The sequence below is a fragment of the Bradyrhizobium sp. INPA03-11B genome (assembly GCF_040446015.1).
Classification (GTDB): domain Bacteria; phylum Pseudomonadota; class Alphaproteobacteria; order Rhizobiales; family Xanthobacteraceae; genus Bradyrhizobium; species Bradyrhizobium macuxiense_A.
The window spans coordinates 1-19,792 of the sequence record NZ_JASGSR010000086.1 but is presented as its reverse complement, the minus strand read 5'-3'; the positions used below and the strand labels follow the sequence as shown (position 1 = coordinate 19,792).

Genomic DNA, 19,792 nt, shown 5'->3' with positions numbered 1-19,792 from the left:
AGGCTCCTGCAACTGGCGCCGGATTTGCCGGCTGACCGCCACTCCGGCTTGCGCGCAGGTGACGCCCGTCAGCGTAGAGGGATATCTGCTATGGCCCCCAAAACGTGCTACGCCAAGAGTGGCGAACTGAGCATCGCGTATCAGGTTGTGGGCGAAGGGCCGTTCGATCTGGTGTTCGTGCCGGGATTCGTATCCAACGTCGATCAGGGTTGGGAGATGCCGCTCTCCACCCTCTATCGCCGGCTGGCATCCTTCTCGCGACTGATCATCTTCGACAAGCGCGGCACCGGGCTGTCCGACCGGAATTGCGGCATCCCTTCGCTTGAAGAACGGATCGACGACGTTCGTGCCGTTATGGCCGCGGCCGGCTCCAGGAAAGCTTCGATACTTGGCTTCTCGGAAGGCTGCCCTATGGCGCTCATGTTCGCCGCTTGCTACCCGAACATTACGCGGAGCATCGTGCTTTATGGGGCGCATTGCAAATCGCCGGGCTGGGCTCCTCCTCCCTTGTCGGGCAACTTCGAATGGGTCGACCAGCACTGGGGGACTGGCGCCACCTCCGCAGTTTTTGCACCTAGTCTGTCGGGGGAAACGAGCTTCCGGGAAATGTGGGCTCGTTATGAGCGCGCCGGCGCCAGCCCCTCGGCCCTCAAATCGCTCATAAGGATGAACGCCGAGCTCGATGTTGGCCCGATACTTGGCTCCGTGAGGACGCCGTGCCTGCTGCTGCATCGGGCAGGCGATCGCGCTGCGAATGTTGAGGCCAGTCGCAGCCTCGCGCGTCACCTTCCGGACGCCAAGTATATCGAGTTGCCCGGCGATGATCACGCGGTGGTCGGCGACACCAGCCGTTTGTACGATGAGATCGAGGAGTTCTTGACCGGCTCACGGCCAACTGTCCCGACAAGTCGCGTGCTGGCAACGGTTCTGTTTACCGATATCGTCGACTCGACCAAGCGCGCGCGCGAACTTGGCGATCACGCATGGCAGGAACTGTTGGGCCGTCACAACCAACTCGTCAGGGCCGAGATTACGCGGTTCAGCGGTCACGAGATCAAGACACTTGGTGACGGCTTTCTCGCTACGTTCGATGGTCCTGCACGGGCCTTGCGTTGTGCATCTGCAATCGTCCAGGTTATGCCCGGAATAGGCCTAAGCGTGCGGGCTGGGCTGCATATCGGCGAGATAGAAGCAAGCGCAAATGACGTGAATGGCATAGCCGTCCACGTTGCAGCCCGGGTTGTGGCAACAGCGGCACCAAACCAGGTCCTCGTATCCAGCACGCTGAAGGATCTCGTGGCTGGGTCAAACATAAAATTTCAGGATCATGGCAGCCGCACATTGAAGGGGCTCGACCATAAAATCCGGCTGTTTGAGGTGGCCGCGCGCTAACGCTGGAATTCGTTCCATTGCTTCGAGCAAAAGGCGATGACGCGCTGGGACGAGATCGATCGAAATGGAGATATCGATAGAAGTATGAGGAGACAGACCATGTCGACTACGCTGCACCAAAGGAGCCTGCTCATCTCGGCGATATTCGGATTGGCCGTCAATTGTGCTTTGATTTCGACGCCTCTCGGTGCCGCCGGGGCCGAGGGCCAAAAACCGATACAAGATCCCATCACAGGTAACGAAGATCTCGGTGACCTAAGCCAGCCTCAACAGGCCCTGGCCCAATTTTACCGCGGGTTCAACACTCGCGATCTGAAGATGATCGACGAGAACTTTGCTGATTCCGATGAGGTCGCAATAGACAATCCTCTCGGAGGGATCCGGCGGGGAGCAGATCAGCCGCACTTGATGTACCAGGGAGTCTTCAAGAGTTCGGCGGACGTTCACGTTGAATTTTGGGACTATACCATCCATCGCGCGGGCGACGTCTTTTGGGCCGTGGGGCGGGAGCGCGGCACCTACCATGATGGTGATGTCGTAAAAAATCTGAACATCCGCACCAGCCGAATTTTTCAACTGATGAATGGTCGCTGGCGCCAGATGCACCATCACGGATCAATCGAAGACGCCAAACTTCTTGGTGACTATCAGAGCGCAGTACGATCCGCAGCGCCGATCACGAAATAAATTCGGGCTGACGCCGAACGGCGGGGGATGTTCCGCTTCTGATCGCGCATCGCATCAGTTCGCGGCGACACCGCGCCATGGTCATTCTCGGAGCGGAGTGGACATGAACCGGCAGGCAAAACCGGCTGGATCGGTCGAAGATGATCCTTAGCGGATCAACACATTAGATCCGTGATTTCAAGCCAAGCAAAAATGGCCGCGGTTGCCCGCGGCCATTTGGCGTGTTGCTTGAGCGTGCGGCCGTTACTCGGCGGCCTGCTTCCTTGGCGGATCGAGCGCGCCGGAATCGTGGATCTCGGCGACCTGGTGATCTGAGAAGCCGAGCACCTCGCGCAGGATCTCGTCGGTGTGTTCGCCGAGCAGCGGCGAACGGGCGACTTCGCTCGGCGAATCCGACAGCTTGATCGGGTTGCCGACGGAGATGTACTTGCCGCGGGTCGGGTGATCGACCTCGACCACGGTGCCCGTCGCGCGCAGCGACTGGTCTTCCGCGATCTCCTTCATCGACAGGATCGGGCCGCAGGGGATGTCGTCCTTGTTGAGGATCTCCATCGCCTCGAACTTGGTCTTGGTCATCGTCCACTGCTCGATGCGGGCGAAGATCTCGTTCAGGCGCGGCAGGCGGGCCGGCGGCTTGGCGTAGTTCGGATCGGTCTTCCAGGTCGGCTCGCCGATCACGTCGCAGATCTTCTCCCAGACCGGGGCCTGGGTGATGAAGTAGATGTAGGCGTTCGGGTCGGTCTCCCAGCCCTTGCACTTCAGGATGCGGCCGGGCTGGCCGCCGCCGGAATCGTTGCCGGCGCGCGGCACGGCATCGCCGAACGGAATGCCTTCGCCGAACTGGCTGTATTCCTTCAGCGGGCCGTGGGCGAGGCGCTGCTGGTCGCGCAGCTTGACGCGGGCAAGGTTGAGCACGCCGTCCTGCATCGCCGCGGTGACGCGCTGGCCCTGACCGGAATGGGTGCGCTGATAGAGCGCGGTGACGATGCCGAGCGCGAGGTGGAGGCCGGTGCCCGAGTCGCCGATCTGCGCGCCGGTGACGAGCGGCAGGCCGTCGCGGAAGCCGGTGGTCGAGGCGGCGCCGCCGGTGCACTGCGCGACGTTCTCGTAGACCTTGCAATCCTCATACGGGCCGGGGCCGAAACCCTTGATCGAGGCGACGATCATCTTCGGGTTGATGGCGTGGATCTTCTCCCAGGGGAAGCCCATGCGATCGAGCACGCCGGGACCGAAATTCTCGACCAGCACGTCGCACTGCTTGATCAGCGCGGTCAACACTTCCTTGCCCTTCGGGTTCTTGGTGTCGAGCGTGATCGAGCGCTTGTTGTGGTTCAGCATGGTGAAATACAGGCTGTCCACGTTCGGGATGTCCTGCAACTGGCCACGCGTGATGTCGCCGACGCCGGGGCGCTCGACCTTGATCACGTCGGCGCCGAACCAGGCCAGCAATTGCGTGCAGGTCGGACCCGACTGGACGTGGGTGAAATCGAGAATGCGAACGCCCTTGAGCGCCTTGGTCATATCTATTGCTCCGTACTCTGTCTGCCCCTGCACCCGCAGGGAGTGATGTGGGTTTGAGGGGTTACTTCTTCTTCAAAACGCTCTGCGGATTGAGATTGCCGATGCGGCCGCTCTCCGAGCCCGCCGCCGGATCGATCACCGCGTTGATCAGGGTCGGCTTGCCGCTATCCAGCGCCGCATTGACCGCGCGCTTCAGCTCGTCCGGCGAGGTGGCGTTGACGCCGACGCCGCCGAAGGCTTCCATCATCTTGTCGTAGCGCGAGCCCTTGACGAACACGGTGGTCGCCGGATCGTCGCCGGCGCTGTTGACGTCGGTGCCGCGATAGATGCCGTCATTGTTGAAGATCACGACGCAGATCGGCAGCTTGTAGCGGCAGATGGTCTCGACCTCCATGCCCGAGAAACCAAAGGCGCTGTCGCCTTCGACCGCGAGCACGGGCAGGCCGGTCTCGACCGCAGCTGCGATCGAATAGCCCATGCCGATGCCCATCACGCCCCAGGTGCCGACGTCAAGCCGCTTGCGCGGCTTGTGCATGTCGACGACGCCGCGGGCGAGGTCGAGCGTGTTGGCGCCCTCGTTGACGAAGATGGTGTCCGGACGTTCCGCGATGATCGTGCGCAGCGCGCCGAGCGCACCGTGATAATCCATCGGGGAGGCGTTGCTCATCAGCTTCGGCGCCATCTTGGCGACGTTGTCATCGCGTTTCTTCGCGACGGTCGCGAGCCAATCGCTCGGCGCGGCCGACCAGTTCGCGCCCATGGCGTCGAGGAACGCGGAGACGCAGGAGCCGATGTCGCCGACCACGGGGGCGACGATCTCGACGTTGGAATCCATTTCCTTCGGCTCGATGTCGACCTGGATGAACTTCTTCGGAGCTTCGCCCCAGGTCTTGCCCTTGCCGTGCGACAGCAGCCAGTTGAGGCGGGCGCCGATCAGCATCACGACGTCGGCTTCCTTCAGCACGGTCGAGCGCGCCGCACCTGCGCATTGCGGATGCAGATCGGGCAACAGGCCCTTCGCCATGCTCATCGGCAGGAACGGCACGCCGCTCTTCTCGACGAAATTCTTGATTGCCTCGTCGGCCTGCGCATAGGCCGCGCCCTTGCCGAGGATGATGAGCGGACGCTTGGCGCTCTTCAGGACATCCAGCGCGCGCTTGACCGAAGACGGGGAGGGGATCTGCTCGGGCGCCGCGTCGATCACCTTCACCAGCGACTTCTGGCCGGCATCGGCGTTCATCACCTGGCCGAACAGTTTTGCTGGCAGGTCGAGATAGACGCCGCCCGGGCGGCCCGACACCGCGGCGCGGATCGCGCGGGCAAGGCCGATGCCGATGTCCTGGGCGTGCAGCACGCGGAACGCCGCCTTGCAGAGCGGCTTGGCGATCGCGAGCTGGTCCATCTCCTCATAGTCGCCCTGTTGCAGGTCGACGATCTCGCGTTCGGACGAGCCGGAGATCAGGATCATCGGGAAGCAGTTGGTGGTGGCGTGCGCCAGCGCGGTGAGGCCGTTGAGGAACCCGGGCGCCGACACCGTGAGGCAGACGCCGGGACGCTTGGTCAGGAAGCCGGCGATCGAGGCCGCATAGCCGGCATTCTGCTCGTGGCGGAACGAGAGCACGCGAATGCCCTCCGCCTGGGCCATGCGGCCCAGGTCCGTGATCGGGATACCCGGCACACCATAGACGGTGTCGATGCCGTTGAGCTTGAGCGCATCGATGACGAGGTGGAAGCCATCGGTAAGTTCCTGCTCGGTGCCCGGTGCCTCGGACTTCGTAGCGGTATTCAGCATCGGCATCGTCTCCCTGATCGTTCTTTGTTCGGACGATCTGATTGTCGTCTGAAGCGTGTGTGGATTCTCAAACTTACGTGAACGGTTCTCTACGTGAACAACTCTTGGCCGTGGGCCTCGACATAGGCGGCAAGGCCGAGCGTGTGATCGCGCGCGCGCTTCTCGGCGAGCTCGGTATCGCGCGCTTCCAGCGCCTCGATGATCCCGAGATGCTCCGGCAGCGAGGTCGCGGTGCGGTCCTTGCGGCCGATCGTGAGCTGGCGATAGCCGCGCACATGCAGCAGCAGGTCGTTGGTGAGATCGACCAGCACCGGCGATTCCGACAGCGAGATCAGCGCCTGATGGAAGGCGATGTTGGCCTTGGAATATTCCTCGATGTGATCCTGCGGCAGGCGGTCGTCGCTGAAGTCCTTGAAGAAGTCGCGCAGCGACGAGATGTCCTTCTTGCGCGCGGTGGTCGTGATCAGGCGCGCCGCCATGCTCTCCAGCGCCGCCCAGGCGCGGATCATGTCGACGATCTCCGCCTTGGTGCGGCGGACCACGACGATGCCGCGGCGCGGCACGGTCTTCACGAAGCCGTCCTGCTCGAGCATCGCGATCGCTTCGCGGATCGGCGTGCGGCTGACGCCGAGGCGCTCGGACAATGCGCGCTCGTCGAGCATCACGGGCTCCGGCGTCGCGTAGATGTCCATCTTCAGGATGGCTTCCTTCAAGGCTTCATAGGCCTTGTTCTTGAAGCTCGTCTCCGGCGCGATCCGGACGATGGCGATATCTGTGTCAGCCATGGTGGGCGACGCCTTGGTCTGTTTCGGTTCTGGCACGACTCGTCTCCTCCTCTTGGAGACGTCTTCTTAGCAGAAGAAATTACCCTAGATTTTTGGCATGCCAAATACCAGAATGTCAAGCTGCCCTTATTTTTCGGACTTTTTGATCGTCGACCGATCTTGACAATTGCGTTTTTGGCATACCAAATGCCACGAAATTTGTCCCAGGAGGAAGCCAATGTCAAATTCTAAGGATGCGGTCCGCAAAATTCTCGATGCGGTCAGGGCCGACAAGCGTACGAGCCTCACCGCGCCCGAGGGCAAGGTGGTTTGCGACGCCTACGGCATTCCGGTGCCGAAGGAGGGCGTTGCCAAGTCGGCGGCCGAGGCCGCCCGGATCGCCTCCGACATGGGCTTCCCGGTCGTGATGAAGATCGTCTCGCCCGATATACTGCATAAGACCGAGGCCGGCGGCGTCGTGGTCGGCGTCAAGAGCGCCGCTGACGCCGAGAAGAGCTACGAGACAATTCTCGCCAACGCCAAGAAATATAAGGCCGATGCCAAGATCGAGGGCATCCAGGTCCAGCAGATGCTGGGCGGCGGCACCGAGGTGATCGTCGGTTCGATCACCGACGGCTCGTTCGGCAAGCTGGTCGCCTTCGGGCTTGGCGGCGTGCTGGTCGAGATCCTCAAGGACATCACCTTCCGCCTCGCGCCCGCGACCAAGGACGATGCGCTGTCGATGCTCGACGGCATCCAGGCCCATGAGATGCTGAAGGGCGTGCGCGGCGGCGACCCCGTCAATCGCGAGGCGCTTGCCGACATCATCGTCAAGGTGTCGCAGCTGGTCAGCGATTTCCCGGAGATCGTCGAGCTCGACCTCAACCCGGTGTTCGCCACCAGCAAGAACGCGATCGCGGCCGACGTCCGCATCGTCGTCGACTTCAACTACAAGCCGCGCCCGGCGCCGCGTCCGACCGAAGAGATCGTCGCCGCGATGAGCCGCATCATGCAGCCGAAGGGCGTTGCGGTGATCGGCGCCTCCGCCGAGGACGGCAAGATCGGCAACTCGGTGATGAAGAACCTCATCAACGGCGGCTACAAGGGCGAGATCTATCCGATCCACCCGAAGGCGGAAGAGATTTTGGGCTACAAGGCCTACAAGAGCGTCAAGGACGTGCCCGGCGTGATCGACACCGCGGTGTTCGCGATCCCCGCGAAATTCGTCGCCGGAGCGCTCGCCGAATGCGGCGAGAAGAAAATCCCGGGCGCGGTGCTGATTCCCTCGGGGTTTGCCGAAGCTGGCGCGCCGGAATTGCAGGCCGAGATCGTCGAGGTCGGCAAGAAGTACAATATCCGCCTGATGGGGCCGAACATCTACGGCTTCTACTATACGCCGGCCAATCTGTGCGCCACGTTCTGCACCGCCTATGACGTCAAGGGCCACGCGGCGCTGTCGTCGCAGTCGGGCGGCATCGGCATGGCGATCATCGGCTTCTCGCGCTCGGCCAAGATGGGCGTGTCGGCGATCGTCGGCCTCGGCAACAAGTCGGATATCGACGAGGACGATCTGCTCGCCTTCTTCGAGCAGGATCCCAACACCAACCTGATCGCGCAGCACTGCGAGGACCTGAAGGACGGCCGTGCCTTCGCGGAGGCCGCCAAGCGCGTCTCCAAGAAGAAGCCGGTGGTCGTGCTCAAGGCCGGCCGCACCTCTGCGGGTGCGAAGGCGGCCTCGTCGCACACCGGCGCGCTCGCCGGCAACGACAAGATCTACGAGGACGTGTTCAAGCAGTCCGGCGTGATCCGGGCGCGATCGCTCCGGCAGCTCTTGGAGTTCGCCCGCGGCGTGCCGGTGCTGCCGACGCCGAAGGGCGAGAACGTCCTGATCATCACCGGCGCCGGCGGCTCCGGCGTGCTGCTCTCCGACTCCGTGGTCGACAACGGCCTGTCGCTGATGCAGATGCCGCCGGATCTCGATGCGGCGTTCCGCAAGTTCATCCCGCCGTTCGGCGCGGCAGGAAATCCTGTGGATATCACCGGCGGCGAGCCGCCGATCACTTACGTCAACACCGTGAAGCTCGGCCTGTCGGACGAGCGCATCCACGCGCTGATCCTGGGTTACTGGCACACCATCGTGACGCCGCCGATGGTGTTCGCGCGCAACATGGTCGAGGTGAAGAAGGAGATGGAGGCCAAGGGCTTCGTCAAGCCGATCGTGGCCTCGCTCGCCGGCGACGTCGAGGTCGAGGAGGCTGCCGAATACCTGTATCAGAACGGCATTCCGGCCTACGCCTATTCGACCGAACTGCCGGTCGAGGTGCTGGGCGCCAAGTACAAATGGGCGCGCGGCGCGGGCCTGCTCTGAGATCGATCATTGATGCCGCTTCGGACAGGTTCCGAAGCGGCATCAAGACCCGGTTAACGGCATTCGAGAAATCGGGGGCTAACGGATAATCCGGCTTTAATGGGGAGCCGACTAAACGTCTCTTGGTTGCACCGTGCCGGACGCCTGGAAGCGTCCGATATTGCGTCCGGAGGAGGCGCTTTCCCCATCATGTCAATTCAGGTCGATTCGGATTTTGCGAGCGACGATCGCGCCAGGGCGCAGATCGGCGCAGCGGTGAGCTATCTGCTCAGGGACGTGACCGGCGTCGCGCGTGAGCACGCCGTCGAGACGATTGTCGAGATGGTGCGCGAGATCGCGAGCCGGCCGGCCGGTACCGAAATGGCAACGCTTCAGCCGCTGATGAGCGGCGTCGCCTACCGGGACTTTGTCATCGATGCCTACCGCCGCGATGTCGATCGCTGGCGCGCGACCATCCGCCGCTCGAACGGCAAGAAGATCCGAATCGCCTCGCCGCCATCGGTGCGCGACGAAGCCACGACCACAGCGGATGCGATCACCGCCGAGAAGGCCATCGAGTTCGCGAGGCGTGCAATCGACCTCGGCGAGGTGATCTGATCGGGCGAGGTGATCTGCACCGCGGCCAGCCGCCGTGGCGGCGAACGTCCGTCCGGCGGCCATTGGTCTATGCCTGAGACGCGCGATGTGCGAATCTTGATCCATCGCGTCCCAGCTGAGACATGCCATGCCGTCCGAACTTCGCTCGCCCCGTCTCGCCGTCCTCATCGACGCCGACAATGCATCCGCAAAGATCGCCGACGGGCTGTTCGAGGAGATAGCCAAGATCGGCGAGGCCAGCGTGCGCCGCATCTATGGTGACTTCTCCAATCCGAGGTCGAAGGGCTGGGCCGACATCCTGTCCAAGCACGCCATCATCCCGCAGCAGCAATTCGCCTATACGACCGGCAAGAATGCATCCGACATCACGCTCGTGATCGACGCGATGGACCTGCTGCATAGCGGCCGGTTCGATGGTTTCTGCCTGGTGTCGTCGGACAGCGATTTCACCCGGCTTGCTGCCCGCATCCGCGAGCACGGCATCGACGTATTCGGGTTCGGCGAGCAGAAGACGCCGGAAAGTTTCCGGCAGGCCTGCCGCAGGTTCGTCTATACCGAGAATTTGCGCGGCGGCGCGGCGAGCAACCAGGACTCGGCCGCGCGTGCTCAGCCATTGCAGCCGCCCGAGACGGCGACGCCGATCATCAAGAAGGTGCTCGGCCAGATCGCCAGCGAGGACGGCTGGGTGACGCTTGGGGAGGTCGGACGCCAGCTCGCCAATGTCGCATCGGATTTCGATCAACGGACTTACGGCTTCCGCACCCTGGGCGAACTGGTGCGCAGGACCAACGCCTTCGAGATCGATCACCCCAAGGGCGGCGCGATGCGGATCCGCATCAAGCCGGCCGCTGCGCCGCAGCCGAGGCGGCGAGCGCCAAGACGGCGAGCCGATCAAAAGCCGCCGGAATGAAAAGCGCGCGGTACGCTGAACGTCTCCCGAATCTGAACCAACGATGAATGCCGCTTCGGACGCTATCCGGAACGGCTATTTCATTTGTGCTGGAACCAAAGCGAGTTGCGCGGGAACTGGAATTTGCGCGCAAGTTGCAGCGCTGGAACTGGAACGTCTCATTCACTTCGATGTTGAGATGCGTCGATCAACTCGGAGGAGGAGAATCATGAACAAGCGTTTTGCTGTTTCCCTTGTCGTTGCTGCGTCGCTGCTCGCGTCCGGTTCGGCCTTCGCGCAGTCCACGACTGCTGCGGGCGCCGCCAACGGTGCGCGGGCCGGTGGCGAAATCGCGGGCCCGGTCGGCGAGATCGTCGGCGGCACGGTGGGTGCTGCGGTCGGCGCCGGCCTCGAGATTCCGAATGCGGTGATCACCTCGATCCCGCGCGGCGAACCGTCAGTCGTGGTGCGTGAGCGCGTCGTGGTCGGCGAGCCGCTGCCCGACACCGTCGTGCTCCGCCCGGTGCCGCGCTACACCGAGTATCGCTATGCGGTCGTCAACGATCGCCGTGTGATCGTGGACGCGCGCACCCACCGGATTGTCAAGATCATCGACTGATCGCGCGTATTCCCCGTCTGCGCGTATTCCCCGTCATTGCGAGGAGCGACAGCGACGAAGCAATCCATCGTGCCGCATATGCTGAAGCGTGGATTGCTTCGCTTTGCTCGCAATGACGGAGGCGCGCAAATGCCATCCCCGCGGGCACGTCGCCCGCGGGGATTTTCGTGGGCCCCATGAATACCGGCATGGCACGGGCTCGGTTTTTTCATGAAGCCACCGGTTGGCCTGACCGCCTGATCCCCTAGACTGGTTGGCAACGGACGCAGCAAGCGTCTGCCTTGGACAAAGCAGGGGATGGAAACATGGGTCGGAAGATCGCGATCGTCGGCGCGGGTGCGGTCGGCGGCTATGCCGGTGCGCATATGGCGCAGACGGGTGAGGACGTCACCTTCATCGATCCCTGGCCCGAGCATGTCGAGCATATGCGCAAGCACGGACTGCGCGTCACGCACGCGATGGATGTTGCGGAATTCTCGGTGCCGGTGCGTGCGCTGCACGTTACCGACGCGCAGCAACTCGCGAAGGAAAAGCCCGTCGACATCGCCTTCGTGTGCATGAAGTCCTACGACACGGCCTGGGCCACCATGCTGATCCGGCAATATCTGGCGGCCGACGGCTATGTCGTGTCGCTGCAGAATTGCATGAACGAGGAGACGATCGCCGGCATCGTCGGCTGGGGCAAGACGCTCGGCTGCATCGCGAGCAGCATCACCGTCAATCTGCCCGAGCCCGGCCATATCCACCGCGGCGCCGGCAAGGGCGGGGCCGCGCATACCGTGTTTCGCGCCGGCGAGGTGCATGGCCGCATCACCGCGCGGGCTGAGGAGGTGTGCCGGCTAGTCGGCTATTCCGATAGCGCCAAGGTGACCGGCAATCTCTGGGGCGAGCGCTGGTCCAAGCTCGTCGCCAACGTGATGGGCAACGGGCTGTCGGCCTGCACTGGTCTAGCGGGCGGCGAGGTGCTGCAAAGCGAACCGCTGCGCCGTTTTTCGACTCGGCTCGGCAGCGAGGCGATCCGGGTCGGCCAGGCGCACGGCTATCAGCTCGAGGAGATCCTGCACCTGCCGCCCGAGACGATTGCGCGGGCCGGCGAGGGCGACGAGGCCGCGACGCGCGCCTGCGACGAGCAGCGCTTCAAGGACAGCAAACGTACCTCATCCGCGCAGCGTCCCTCGATGGGCCAGGACATGCAGAAGGGCCGCCGCACCGAGATCGAGTTCCTCAACGGCTTTGTGGTGCGCGAGGGCGAGAAGCTGGGCCTTGCCTGCAAGGCCAACGCCGCGCTGACCGACATCGTCAAGCGCGTCGAGCGTGGCGAGCTGAAGCCGGATCCGCGGCATATCACGGAGCTGCGGATGAATTGAACCGGACTCAATGAGCGCCGACTGCCGTCATTGCGAGCGCAGCGAAGCAATCCATCCAACCGCTTGCGCCGATGCATGGATTGCTTCGTCGCTTTGCTCCTCGCAATGACGGAGGTGCAGGCCGCGGGGTCTTGCCCTACAGCAACTGCCGCACCCCCATCCCGTGCATGAACCGCTCGCGGATCTGTACGGGGTCGCGGCGGGTGGTGCCGGTGCCGGGCTTGTCGTCGATGCGGACGCCGATCAGCGTCGGGCCTGCGGCCTGTTTCGACTGCTCGATCAGCCGCTCGAAATCGTCCTCGTCGGCGGCCCATGAGCTGTTGGCGATGCCGCTGGCGATCGCGACTGCGACGATATCGGTATGGCCCGCGGCCGGGGTCGGCTGGCTGCCGGTGATCTGGTAGATGCCGTTGTCCATCACCACCATGGTGAGGTTGTCGGGTGCCAGCGTCGCGATGGTCGAGAGGCAGCCGAGCTGCATCAGCAGCGAGCCGTCGCCTTCGAGCGCGAACACGCGGCGCTTCGGCTGCGCCAGGGCAACGCCGAGCGCGATCGGAAACGCCAGTCCCATGCTGCCCAGCATGTAGAAATTCTCCGGCCGGTGGCCGGCGGCCCAGAGATCGAAATTGGTGTTGCCGATGCCGCCGATCACGGCCTCGTCCTTCAGCCCGGCGACGAGGCGCTGGGTGAGATCGAAGCGGTTCATCACCTTGGTGTTGCGCGTGGGAGCGTTGGTCATGGCCGACCTCACTTGTCGAAGGTCTTGCCGCCGGTCAACAGCGGCGAGAGGATCAGCGCCACCGGCGCCTGGGTGGTGACGGCCTGCTTGATCGAGCGGTCGGCAATGAATTCGAGCTCGTCGAGCCGGGTGATGGTGTGATGTTCCATCGCCAGCGAGTCCAAGACCGGCCGCATCGTACGGCAGACCAGCGCCTGGCCGTAGTTGAACTCGCCGAGCGTGCCGCGCTCGGAGACGAACATGATCAGCGGGATCTGGTAGGGCACCGCGAGCGAGGCAAGCACGTTGGCGAGCGTGGCAAAGCCCGAGGTCTGCATCAGCACCGCGCCGCGCATGCCGGCCATCCAGGCGCCCGAGACGATGCCGACGGCCTCTTCCTCGCGCACGGTTGGAAATGTCGTGAAATAGGGATCGGCGTGCAGGTCCTTGATCAGCGTGGTCAGCACCCGGTCGGGCACGTAGGGCACGAGCTTGATCTCGTTCCGCTTCAGGGTCTGCAGCACGATGCCGTGCCAGGTGGTCGCCGTCTTCTGGGGCGAGGCTTGTTCCGCGGCCGCCATCCTGTTCTCCTGCTCGTGCGACGCTGATGTTCGCTTGCGGATCGAAACTTGACGCGGTGCCTGTGATTGTCAACATGCCGCGGCCGCAACGCGATCTGCGGAATTCGGCCATCGCTGTGCCGAACCGGCGTGCGATACAGACGGTAACGACAAAGGGACGGAACGATCAAGGGACGGGAGGCGTCGATGGCCGGATGGGTCTGGCGGACCGCCATTGCGGCAGCGGCCATGGTTGTGGCCGGGCTTGCGTCCGCGCAGCCATACCCGGCCAAGGCCGTTCACATCCTCGTTCCATATCCGCCCGGCGGCGGCGTCGACGTGCTGACACGAACGTTGGCCGAAACCGTATCGAAAACCTGGACGCAGTCGATCGTGGTCGAGAACCGGCCGGGTGCCGGCGGAGTGATCGCCTCGCAGGCGATCGCAAGCTCCGCGCCCGATGGCTACAACCTGATCATGGTCGCGAGCGGCCACGCCACCAATCCGTTCCTCTATCCAAAGCTGCCCTACGACACGTTCAAGGATTTCTCGCCGATCTCGCTGTTGGCGTCGTCGCCGAACGTGCTGCTGGTGCGCGCGGACTCCCCGTTCAGGTCGGTCGGCGACGTTATCGCCGCGGCAAAGGCGAAGCCGGGCACTCTCTCCTTCGCGCATGCCGGCAACGGCACCTCGACCCATCTCGCCGGTGAGCTGCTCAACAATCTCGCAAAGATCGAGATCAGTGCGATCCCCTACAAGGGTGGCGCGCCCGCGATCAACGATCTGCTCGGCGGACAGATCCCGATGTCGTTCAACAACGGGCCGGAATCGGTCGGGCAGTTGCAGGCCGGCACGGTTCGCGCGCTGGCGGTGACGACGGCGTCGCGCGCGCCGTTCCTGCCTGATGTGCCCAGCATGTCGGAGACCGTGCCGGGCTACGACACCGAGGTGTGGTGGGGGCTGCTCGGTCCCGGCAACATGCCGCCCGATCTCGTCGCGAGGATCTCGCATGATTTCGTCGCAGCCGTGAACACCGATGTCGTGAAGGAGCGGCTCGGCAAGCTCGGCGCGATTTCGATCGGGAGCACGCCGGACCAATTCGCGGCCAAGATCAAGGCCGACTACGACAAATGGGGGCCGATCATCAAGGCCGCCGGCATGAAGGCGGAATAGCGATGGCCGCATCCGAGATTCCCGCCTGCCTGCCGCCGCGACCCGTCACGCCGCCGCGGGAGAAACTGCCGGCGAAGGCCTGCGATACGCATGCGCATGTGTTCGGCCCGGCCGACCGCTTCCCCTATGCCAATGATCGCAGCTACACGCCGCCCGACGCGCCGCTTGCGAGCTATCTCGGCATGCTCGACGCGCTCGGATTTGCCCGCGGCGTGCTGGTGCAGGGCAGTGCGCATGGTCGCGACAATTCGGCGATGCTGGATGCGCTGCAGCGCGAGCCGGCACGGTTGCGCGGCGTCGCGGTGGCCGATGCCGACGTGGCGGCGGGCACGCTGCGGCAATGGCATGTGCTCGGCGTGCGCGCACTGCGCTTCAATCATTTCTTCCGCGGCGGGCAGCTGCACTATCGCGGCGGCATTCCCTTAGGCGTCGCGGAAACGCACGCGGCCGTGATGGCCGAGCTCGGCTGGCATTTGCAGCTCTGGATCGACGTCAAGGATCTGCCCGACACGATCCCGACGCTGAAGGCGCTCGGGCTTCCGGTGGTGGTCGATCACATGGGCCGCACCGATGCTGCCGCCGGCATCAACACCGCGGGCTTCCAGAGCCTGCTGCGCGCAATCGATGAAGGGTGGTGCTGGGCCAAACTGTCCGGCGCGCATCGCCTGAGTCAGCGCGCGCCGGACTATCCCGATGCGCGGCCGTTCCATGAGGCGCTGGTATCCGCCAATCCTGAACGGCTGGTGTGGGGCGGCGACTGGCCGCATCCGCGGGTCGAGGGCGAGATGCCCGACGCCGGCCATCTGCTGACGCTGTTCCAGCAATGGACGCCGGACGCCGCGACCCGGCACCGCATCCTCGTCGACAATCCTGCACGACTTTATGGTTTCCCAAACTGAAGGCTGTCCGAAGACATGACTGTCAACAACAAGCGCGTGTTCTACGTCAAATACCTCGCCCACGAGATCTATGTCGATATCCTGAAGAAGCGGCCGGATGTCCGGCTCGACCGTCTGGAGAACGAGACGCCTGAGCCTGTGTTCGCGCCCGTGCTCGCCGATGCGCATGCCTACCAGATCGGCGCGGCCCGCGATGAACTGGCGCCGCATTTCCATGCCCATGCCGAGCTCTTGAAGCGCGCGCCGAACCTCCTGATCGTGTCCTCGAACGGCGCCGGCTTCGATCCGGTCGATGTCGAGGCCTGCACCGCCGCGGGCGTACTTGTCGTCAACCAGTCCGGCGGCAATGCCAATTCGGTCGCCGAGCACGCGCTCGGCATGATGCTGACGCTGTCGAAGCGGATTATCCAGTCCGACCGCAGGCTGCGGCGCGAGGCCAACGTCAACCGCAACGATTTGATCGGCAACGAGCTGAAGGAGAAGACCGTCGGCATCGTCGGTCTCGGCAATGTCGGCCGCCGCATCGCCGAGCTGTGCAAGGGCCTCCTGCACATGAAGGTGATCGCCTACGATCCGTATCTGACGGCGGAGGAGATGACGAAGCGGGGCGGGGAGAAGGTCGAGCTCGACGATCTCCTGCGCCGGGCGGATTTCGTCTCGATCTCCTGTCCGCTGGACAGCAAGAGCCGGGGCATGATCGGCGCGCGCGAATTCGCGCTGATGCAGCCGCATGCCTATTTCGTCACCACCGCGCGCGGCTTCATCCATGATGAGAAGGCGCTGGAGGAGGCGCTGCGGGAAAAACGCATCGCCGGCGCCGGCCTCGACGTCTGGGCCAAGGAACCGCCACCGCCGGATCATCCGCTCTTGCAATTCGACAATGTGCTGGCGAGCCCGCACACCGCTGGCGTCACCCGTGAAGCGCGCATCAACATGGGCCGGATCGCCGCCGAACAGATCCTCGATGCGCTAGACGGCAAACGTCCGCCGCGCATCATCAACCCCGAGGTCTGGCCGGTCTATGCGAAGCGGTTCGAGAAGGCGTTCGGGTTTCTGCCAGGGTAGGTGGGCGGAGGCTCGTCTCGTCAGGTGAGCACAGCGGCCAGGCTCCCTCTCCCCTTGCGGGAGAGGGTGGGGAGAGGGGTGGCCCCGGGCGAGGTGATCGATGTAGGCGCCACTATCGCAATTCGGATCGCGCATCGTTCAAGCGCAGAGTGAGAGAGCACCGGTGTGGTACCCCTCTCCCTAACCCTCCCCCGCAAGGGGGGAGGGAACCCTACCGCTGGTGCGTCCCTCACTCGCGAGGCGTGCCGTGGCTGCGCGCGGCCAAAATATCGAAAACAACCCATGCAAAGGAGCCGGCGGCCGCCGGCGTTCGGCCAGGCAACTTGACCCGTCGGGCAACTCAGGGGTATATTTCGAATATTCAGAAATCGTGCAAGCGCCCCTCACGTTCCCGCAAAGGGAGATGGACTCATAACATAACATAATGTTATCATAACATAACTTTGTTAAACTCCAGGCTGCGCGTTTCTCGCAACAGAATGCGTAGCGGGAAGATGCACGTCCTCGTTGCGCGACGACCGATATGCCTGCCCTCTGCGCGCGGGGCGCTTCGCGGTGTCTCCAGGGGAATGCAGTGCGAACTCTTGTGGTGCCCGGCCAACATGGTGCGTCGGGATTGTGCGGGCGACGAACGCTGGCTTCGTTGCGTGCCGGGCTGCTTGCGTCGGTGGCGCTGCTGGTGACCGGCTTGCCGGCCGCGGCTCAGGACGCGACCTGGAGTCTCACCCCCACGGCAGGCGGGCCCTACGTGGGGATGCTCGATTTCAATAGCGCCGCCAACTGGACACCGGCAACGGTTCCGACCGGCACCGCCACATTCGGAGTGACGAACAGCTCAAACGTGGGGTTCTTGGAGCAGAACACCAGCGTCGGTGGCTGGACTTTCAATGCCGGGGCTTCCGCTTATACGTTCAACGTCGGCACATACTTCGGGAGTCAGTCACTTACGTTCAATGGCGCCGGCATTGTTGGCAACGGCGGCAGCGCAACCATCTATAACGAGGGCGGCTTCGCGGCCGTATCCACAACACAATTCGTCAACGCGAGCACGGCCGGCAGCGCCACGATCTACAATAGCGGCATTCTCTTGTTCTCCGACAGCAGCTCGGCTGGAAGCGCCACCATCGTCACCGACGACCTTACCCAAACCGCAACACGGTTCTCCAACACGAGCACGGCCGGCAATGCCGCCATCACCAATAACTGGAGTCTCCAGTTCGGCGACAGCAGCACGGCCGGCAATGCCAGGATCCTCAACAACGCCCTGCTCGATTTCTTCAACGCGAGCACAGCGGGCAACGCCACAATTACCGACTACGGTAATCTGGTCTTCCACGACACCAGCACGGCCGGCAACGCCACCATCACGACCAACAACACCGGCACTTACATTCAGAACTCGGCCAGCGGCGGAACCGCGCGCTTCATCTTGAACAAGAACGGTGCGCTCGATATTTCAGGCCTCACGACCGGCGGCACCACGGCAGGGTCGATCGAGGGCGGCGGCAGTGTCCGTCTTGGCGCCAAGACCCTGACGGTTGGCGGCAATGATCTCTCGACGGCATTTTCCGGCATCGTCAGCGGCAGCGGCGGGCTGATCAAGGTCGGTAGCGGCACATTGGCCCTGTTAAACATCGCCAACAGCTACGCCGGCCCGACCACCATCAATGGCGGCACGCTCGAGGTGGACGGCGCGACCGCCCGCTCGCCGAGATTGACGGTCAATTCAGGCGGCACCTTGAGCGGCATCGGCGCCATCCATCCCGTGATCACCACCATCGCCTCGGGCGGCACGCTCGCGCCCGGCAATGCCGCAAGCCCGACCGGCACGCTGTACGTCGGCGAAGATCTCGCTTTCCAGTCCGGCGCGCTCTATCTGGTGCAGGTGATGCCGTCGGCTGCGGCATCGACCCATGTCCGCGGAACTGCGACGCTCGGCGGTGCCACCGTCAATGCGGCGTTTGCCAACGGCAGCTATATCTCGAAGCAATATACCATCCTGACCGCGGGCAGTGTCAGCGGCACCTTCGGCGCGCTCACCAACACGAACCTGCCGGCAAATTTCAGCGACACGCTGAGCTACGACGCCGGCCACGCCTACCTCAATCTCACGCTGAACTTCGCGCCGCCACCGCCACCGCCACCGCAAGGCCCGACCGCACCGAACTTCGGCAGTGGCCTGAACCTCAATCAGCAGCCCGTCGCGAACGCGCTGGTCAACTCCTTCAACACGACAGGCGGCATCCCGATGGTCTACGGCACGCTGACGCCGGCAGGCCTGACGCAGGCCTCGGGTGAACTGGCGACCGGCTCGCAGCAGACCACCTTCGATGCCACGAACCTGTTCCTGGGGCTGCTGACCGATCCGCTCATGAATCGGAACGGGGGAATTGCTGTGGCGCCGGGCACATCGGGCTATGCGGAGGAGGGCGACACAACCGCCTATGCCGCCACACGCAAGACGAACGCGTTCGCGATGTTCACCAAGGCGCCGCCGGTCCCGTTCGTGCCGCGCTGGAGCGTATGGGCGGCGGGCTATGGCGGCTCGCAGTCGACCAACGGTAACGCCATTGTCGGATCGAACGATACCACCAGCAGCGTGTACGGCACCGCGGTCGGTGCCGACTATCTGTTTTCGCCGAACACGATCGCGGGCTTCGCGCTCGCCGGCGGCGGCACCAGCTTCTCGGTCGTCAACAGCGGCAGCGGCCGATCGGATCTGTTCCAGGCCGGCGCCTATATCCGCCACACCGAAGGTGCGGCCTACATTTCCGCGGCATTGGCTTATGGCTGGCAGGACATCACCACCAACCGCACGGTGACGGTCGCCGGCATCGACCAACTCCGTGCCGAGTTCAGTGCCAATAGCTATTCCGGCCGTCTCGAAGGCGGCTATCGTTTCGTCGCGCCATGGATCGGCGGTATCGGCATTACGCCCTATGCCGCGGGCCAGTTCACGACCTTCGATCTGCCCGGCCATGCCGAGCAGGCCGTCGTCGGCTCATCCGCCTTCGCGCTCGCTTACGCTGCGAAGAGCGTGACCGACGTCAGAAGCGAACTCGGCCTCCGAACCGACAAGTCGTTTGCGACATCCGATGGCGTACTGACGCTGCGCACCCGGTTCGCCTGGGCGCATGATTATGATCCGGACCGGTCGACCGCCGCGACCTTCCAGGCGCTGCCCGGCGCAAGTTTCGTCGTCAACGGCGCAGCGCAGGCCTCCGACTCCGCGCTGACCACGGCAGCGGTCGAGATGAAATGGCGCAATGGCTGGTCTGCGGCGGCGACTTTTGAAGGCGAGTTCTCCAATGTCACCTCGTCCTACGCCGGCAAGGGGGGCGTGCGCTATACGTGGTGAGGGCGGCTCGAGAACGCTGGAGA

16 protein-coding genes are annotated in these 19,792 nt (G+C 63.9%); 11 read left to right on the top strand and 5 right to left on the bottom strand.

Annotated features, from left to right (window positions below):
- Positions 1-90 precede the first annotated feature (90 nt).
- A complete protein-coding gene (locus tag QMZ05_RS28780; RefSeq protein WP_353703823.1) occupies positions 91-1,392 on the top strand; it encodes an adenylate/guanylate cyclase domain-containing protein in 1,302 nt (433 codons plus the stop codon).
- A gap of 99 nt (positions 1,393-1,491) precedes the next feature.
- Complete coding sequence (locus QMZ05_RS28775) at positions 1,492-2,079, top strand: nuclear transport factor 2 family protein (protein WP_353703822.1); 588 nt, start codon at positions 1,492-1,494, stop codon at positions 2,077-2,079.
- A gap of 243 nt (positions 2,080-2,322) precedes the next feature.
- Here the strand turns inward: QMZ05_RS28775 and frc are convergent, their stop codons facing one another.
- From frc to QMZ05_RS28760, 3 genes are all read right to left on the bottom strand, one after another.
- Positions 2,323-3,600, bottom strand: coding sequence for a formyl-CoA transferase (gene frc / locus QMZ05_RS28770; RefSeq protein WP_050630319.1), 1,278 nt, complete (start codon positions 3,598-3,600; stop codon positions 2,323-2,325).
- 61 nt (positions 3,601-3,661) lie between these two features.
- Positions 3,662-5,392: an oxalyl-CoA decarboxylase gene (gene oxc / locus QMZ05_RS28765; RefSeq protein ID WP_353703821.1), complete on the bottom strand. Its 1,731-nt coding sequence runs from the start codon at positions 5,390-5,392 to the stop codon at positions 3,662-3,664.
- Between the two features lie 89 nt (positions 5,393-5,481).
- Complete coding sequence (locus tag QMZ05_RS28760; RefSeq protein ID WP_050423979.1) at positions 5,482-6,177, bottom strand: GntR family transcriptional regulator; 696 nt, start codon at positions 6,175-6,177, stop codon at positions 5,482-5,484.
- Between the two features lie 217 nt (positions 6,178-6,394).
- Here QMZ05_RS28760 and QMZ05_RS28755 point away from each other — a divergent pair, with 217 nt between their 5' ends.
- From QMZ05_RS28755 to QMZ05_RS28735, 5 genes are all read left to right on the top strand, one after another.
- Positions 6,395-8,524 (top strand): acetate--CoA ligase family protein, encoded by a 2,130-nt coding sequence (locus QMZ05_RS28755; protein ID WP_353703820.1) that lies wholly within the window; start codon positions 6,395-6,397, stop codon positions 8,522-8,524.
- Between the two features lie 189 nt (positions 8,525-8,713).
- Entirely contained in the window at positions 8,714-9,121 is a 408-nt protein-coding gene (locus QMZ05_RS28750) for a hypothetical protein (RefSeq protein WP_353703819.1), read from the top strand.
- Between the two features lie 127 nt (positions 9,122-9,248).
- Complete coding sequence (locus QMZ05_RS28745) at positions 9,249-10,031, top strand: NYN domain-containing protein (RefSeq protein WP_353703818.1); 783 nt, start codon at positions 9,249-9,251, stop codon at positions 10,029-10,031.
- Positions 10,032-10,239: 208 nt separating this feature from the next.
- Positions 10,240-10,629 carry a DUF1236 domain-containing protein gene (locus QMZ05_RS28740; RefSeq protein ID WP_050424001.1) on the top strand — a complete coding sequence of 130 codons (390 nt, stop codon included), beginning with the start codon at positions 10,240-10,242 and terminating at the stop codon, positions 10,627-10,629.
- A 305-nt stretch (positions 10,630-10,934) separates the two neighbouring features.
- Positions 10,935-11,996 (top strand): 2-dehydropantoate 2-reductase, encoded by a 1,062-nt coding sequence (locus QMZ05_RS28735; protein ID WP_353703817.1) that lies wholly within the window; start codon positions 10,935-10,937, stop codon positions 11,994-11,996.
- Positions 11,997-12,132: 136 nt separating this feature from the next.
- Here the strand turns inward: QMZ05_RS28735 and QMZ05_RS28730 are convergent, their stop codons facing one another.
- The gene (locus QMZ05_RS28730; protein ID WP_353703816.1) at positions 12,133-12,735 is read right to left on the bottom strand and encodes a thiamine pyrophosphate-dependent enzyme; all 603 of its coding nucleotides are present in this window, start codon (positions 12,733-12,735) and stop codon (positions 12,133-12,135) included.
- An 8-nt stretch (positions 12,736-12,743) separates the two neighbouring features.
- The gene (locus QMZ05_RS28725; RefSeq protein WP_353703815.1) at positions 12,744-13,295 is read right to left on the bottom strand and encodes a decarboxylase; all 552 of its coding nucleotides are present in this window, start codon (positions 13,293-13,295) and stop codon (positions 12,744-12,746) included.
- A gap of 186 nt (positions 13,296-13,481) precedes the next feature.
- Here QMZ05_RS28725 and QMZ05_RS28720 point away from each other — a divergent pair, with 186 nt between their 5' ends.
- The 4 genes from QMZ05_RS28720 to QMZ05_RS28705 all read left to right on the top strand — a co-directional run bounded on the left by QMZ05_RS28720 (position 13,482) and on the right by QMZ05_RS28705 (position 19,769).
- Positions 13,482-14,447, top strand: a complete 966-nt coding sequence (locus tag QMZ05_RS28720; protein ID WP_353703814.1) for a tripartite tricarboxylate transporter substrate binding protein — start codon at positions 13,482-13,484, stop codon at positions 14,445-14,447.
- Positions 14,448-14,449: 2 nt separating this feature from the next.
- A complete protein-coding gene (locus QMZ05_RS28715) occupies positions 14,450-15,346 on the top strand; it encodes an amidohydrolase family protein (RefSeq protein ID WP_353703813.1) in 897 nt (298 codons plus the stop codon).
- A gap of 15 nt (positions 15,347-15,361) precedes the next feature.
- Entirely contained in the window at positions 15,362-16,411 is a 1,050-nt protein-coding gene (locus tag QMZ05_RS28710; protein WP_353703812.1) for a hydroxyacid dehydrogenase, read from the top strand.
- Between the two features lie 589 nt (positions 16,412-17,000).
- A complete protein-coding gene (locus QMZ05_RS28705; RefSeq protein ID WP_353703811.1) occupies positions 17,001-19,769 on the top strand; it encodes an autotransporter domain-containing protein in 2,769 nt (922 codons plus the stop codon).
- The last annotated feature ends 23 nt before the right edge of the window (positions 19,770-19,792 follow it).

Coding starts and splice junctions, on each gene's coding strand:
- QMZ05_RS28745 (WP_353703818.1), top strand. CDS start 9,249: ATGCCGTCCGAACTTCGCTCGCCCCGTCTCGCCGTCCTCATCGACGCC.
- QMZ05_RS28775 (WP_353703822.1), top strand. CDS start 1,492: ATGTCGACTACGCTGCACCAAAGGAGCCTGCTCATCTCGGCGATATTC.
- oxc (WP_353703821.1), bottom strand. CDS start 5,392: ATGCTGAATACCGCTACGAAGTCCGAGGCACCGGGCACCGAGCAGGAA.
- QMZ05_RS28720 (WP_353703814.1), top strand. CDS start 13,482: ATGGCCGGATGGGTCTGGCGGACCGCCATTGCGGCAGCGGCCATGGTT.
- QMZ05_RS28750 (WP_353703819.1), top strand. CDS start 8,714: ATGTCAATTCAGGTCGATTCGGATTTTGCGAGCGACGATCGCGCCAGG.
- QMZ05_RS28710 (WP_353703812.1), top strand. CDS start 15,362: ATGACTGTCAACAACAAGCGCGTGTTCTACGTCAAATACCTCGCCCAC.
- QMZ05_RS28755 (WP_353703820.1), top strand. CDS start 6,395: ATGTCAAATTCTAAGGATGCGGTCCGCAAAATTCTCGATGCGGTCAGG.
- QMZ05_RS28730 (WP_353703816.1), bottom strand. CDS start 12,735: ATGACCAACGCTCCCACGCGCAACACCAAGGTGATGAACCGCTTCGAT.
- QMZ05_RS28780 (WP_353703823.1), top strand. CDS start 91: ATGGCCCCCAAAACGTGCTACGCCAAGAGTGGCGAACTGAGCATCGCG.
- QMZ05_RS28735 (WP_353703817.1), top strand. CDS start 10,935: ATGGGTCGGAAGATCGCGATCGTCGGCGCGGGTGCGGTCGGCGGCTAT.
- QMZ05_RS28715 (WP_353703813.1), top strand. CDS start 14,450: ATGGCCGCATCCGAGATTCCCGCCTGCCTGCCGCCGCGACCCGTCACG.
- QMZ05_RS28760 (WP_050423979.1), bottom strand. CDS start 6,177: ATGGCTGACACAGATATCGCCATCGTCCGGATCGCGCCGGAGACGAGC.
- frc (WP_050630319.1), bottom strand. CDS start 3,600: ATGACCAAGGCGCTCAAGGGCGTTCGCATTCTCGATTTCACCCACGTC.
- QMZ05_RS28725 (WP_353703815.1), bottom strand. CDS start 13,295: ATGGCGGCCGCGGAACAAGCCTCGCCCCAGAAGACGGCGACCACCTGG.
- QMZ05_RS28740 (WP_050424001.1), top strand. CDS start 10,240: ATGAACAAGCGTTTTGCTGTTTCCCTTGTCGTTGCTGCGTCGCTGCTC.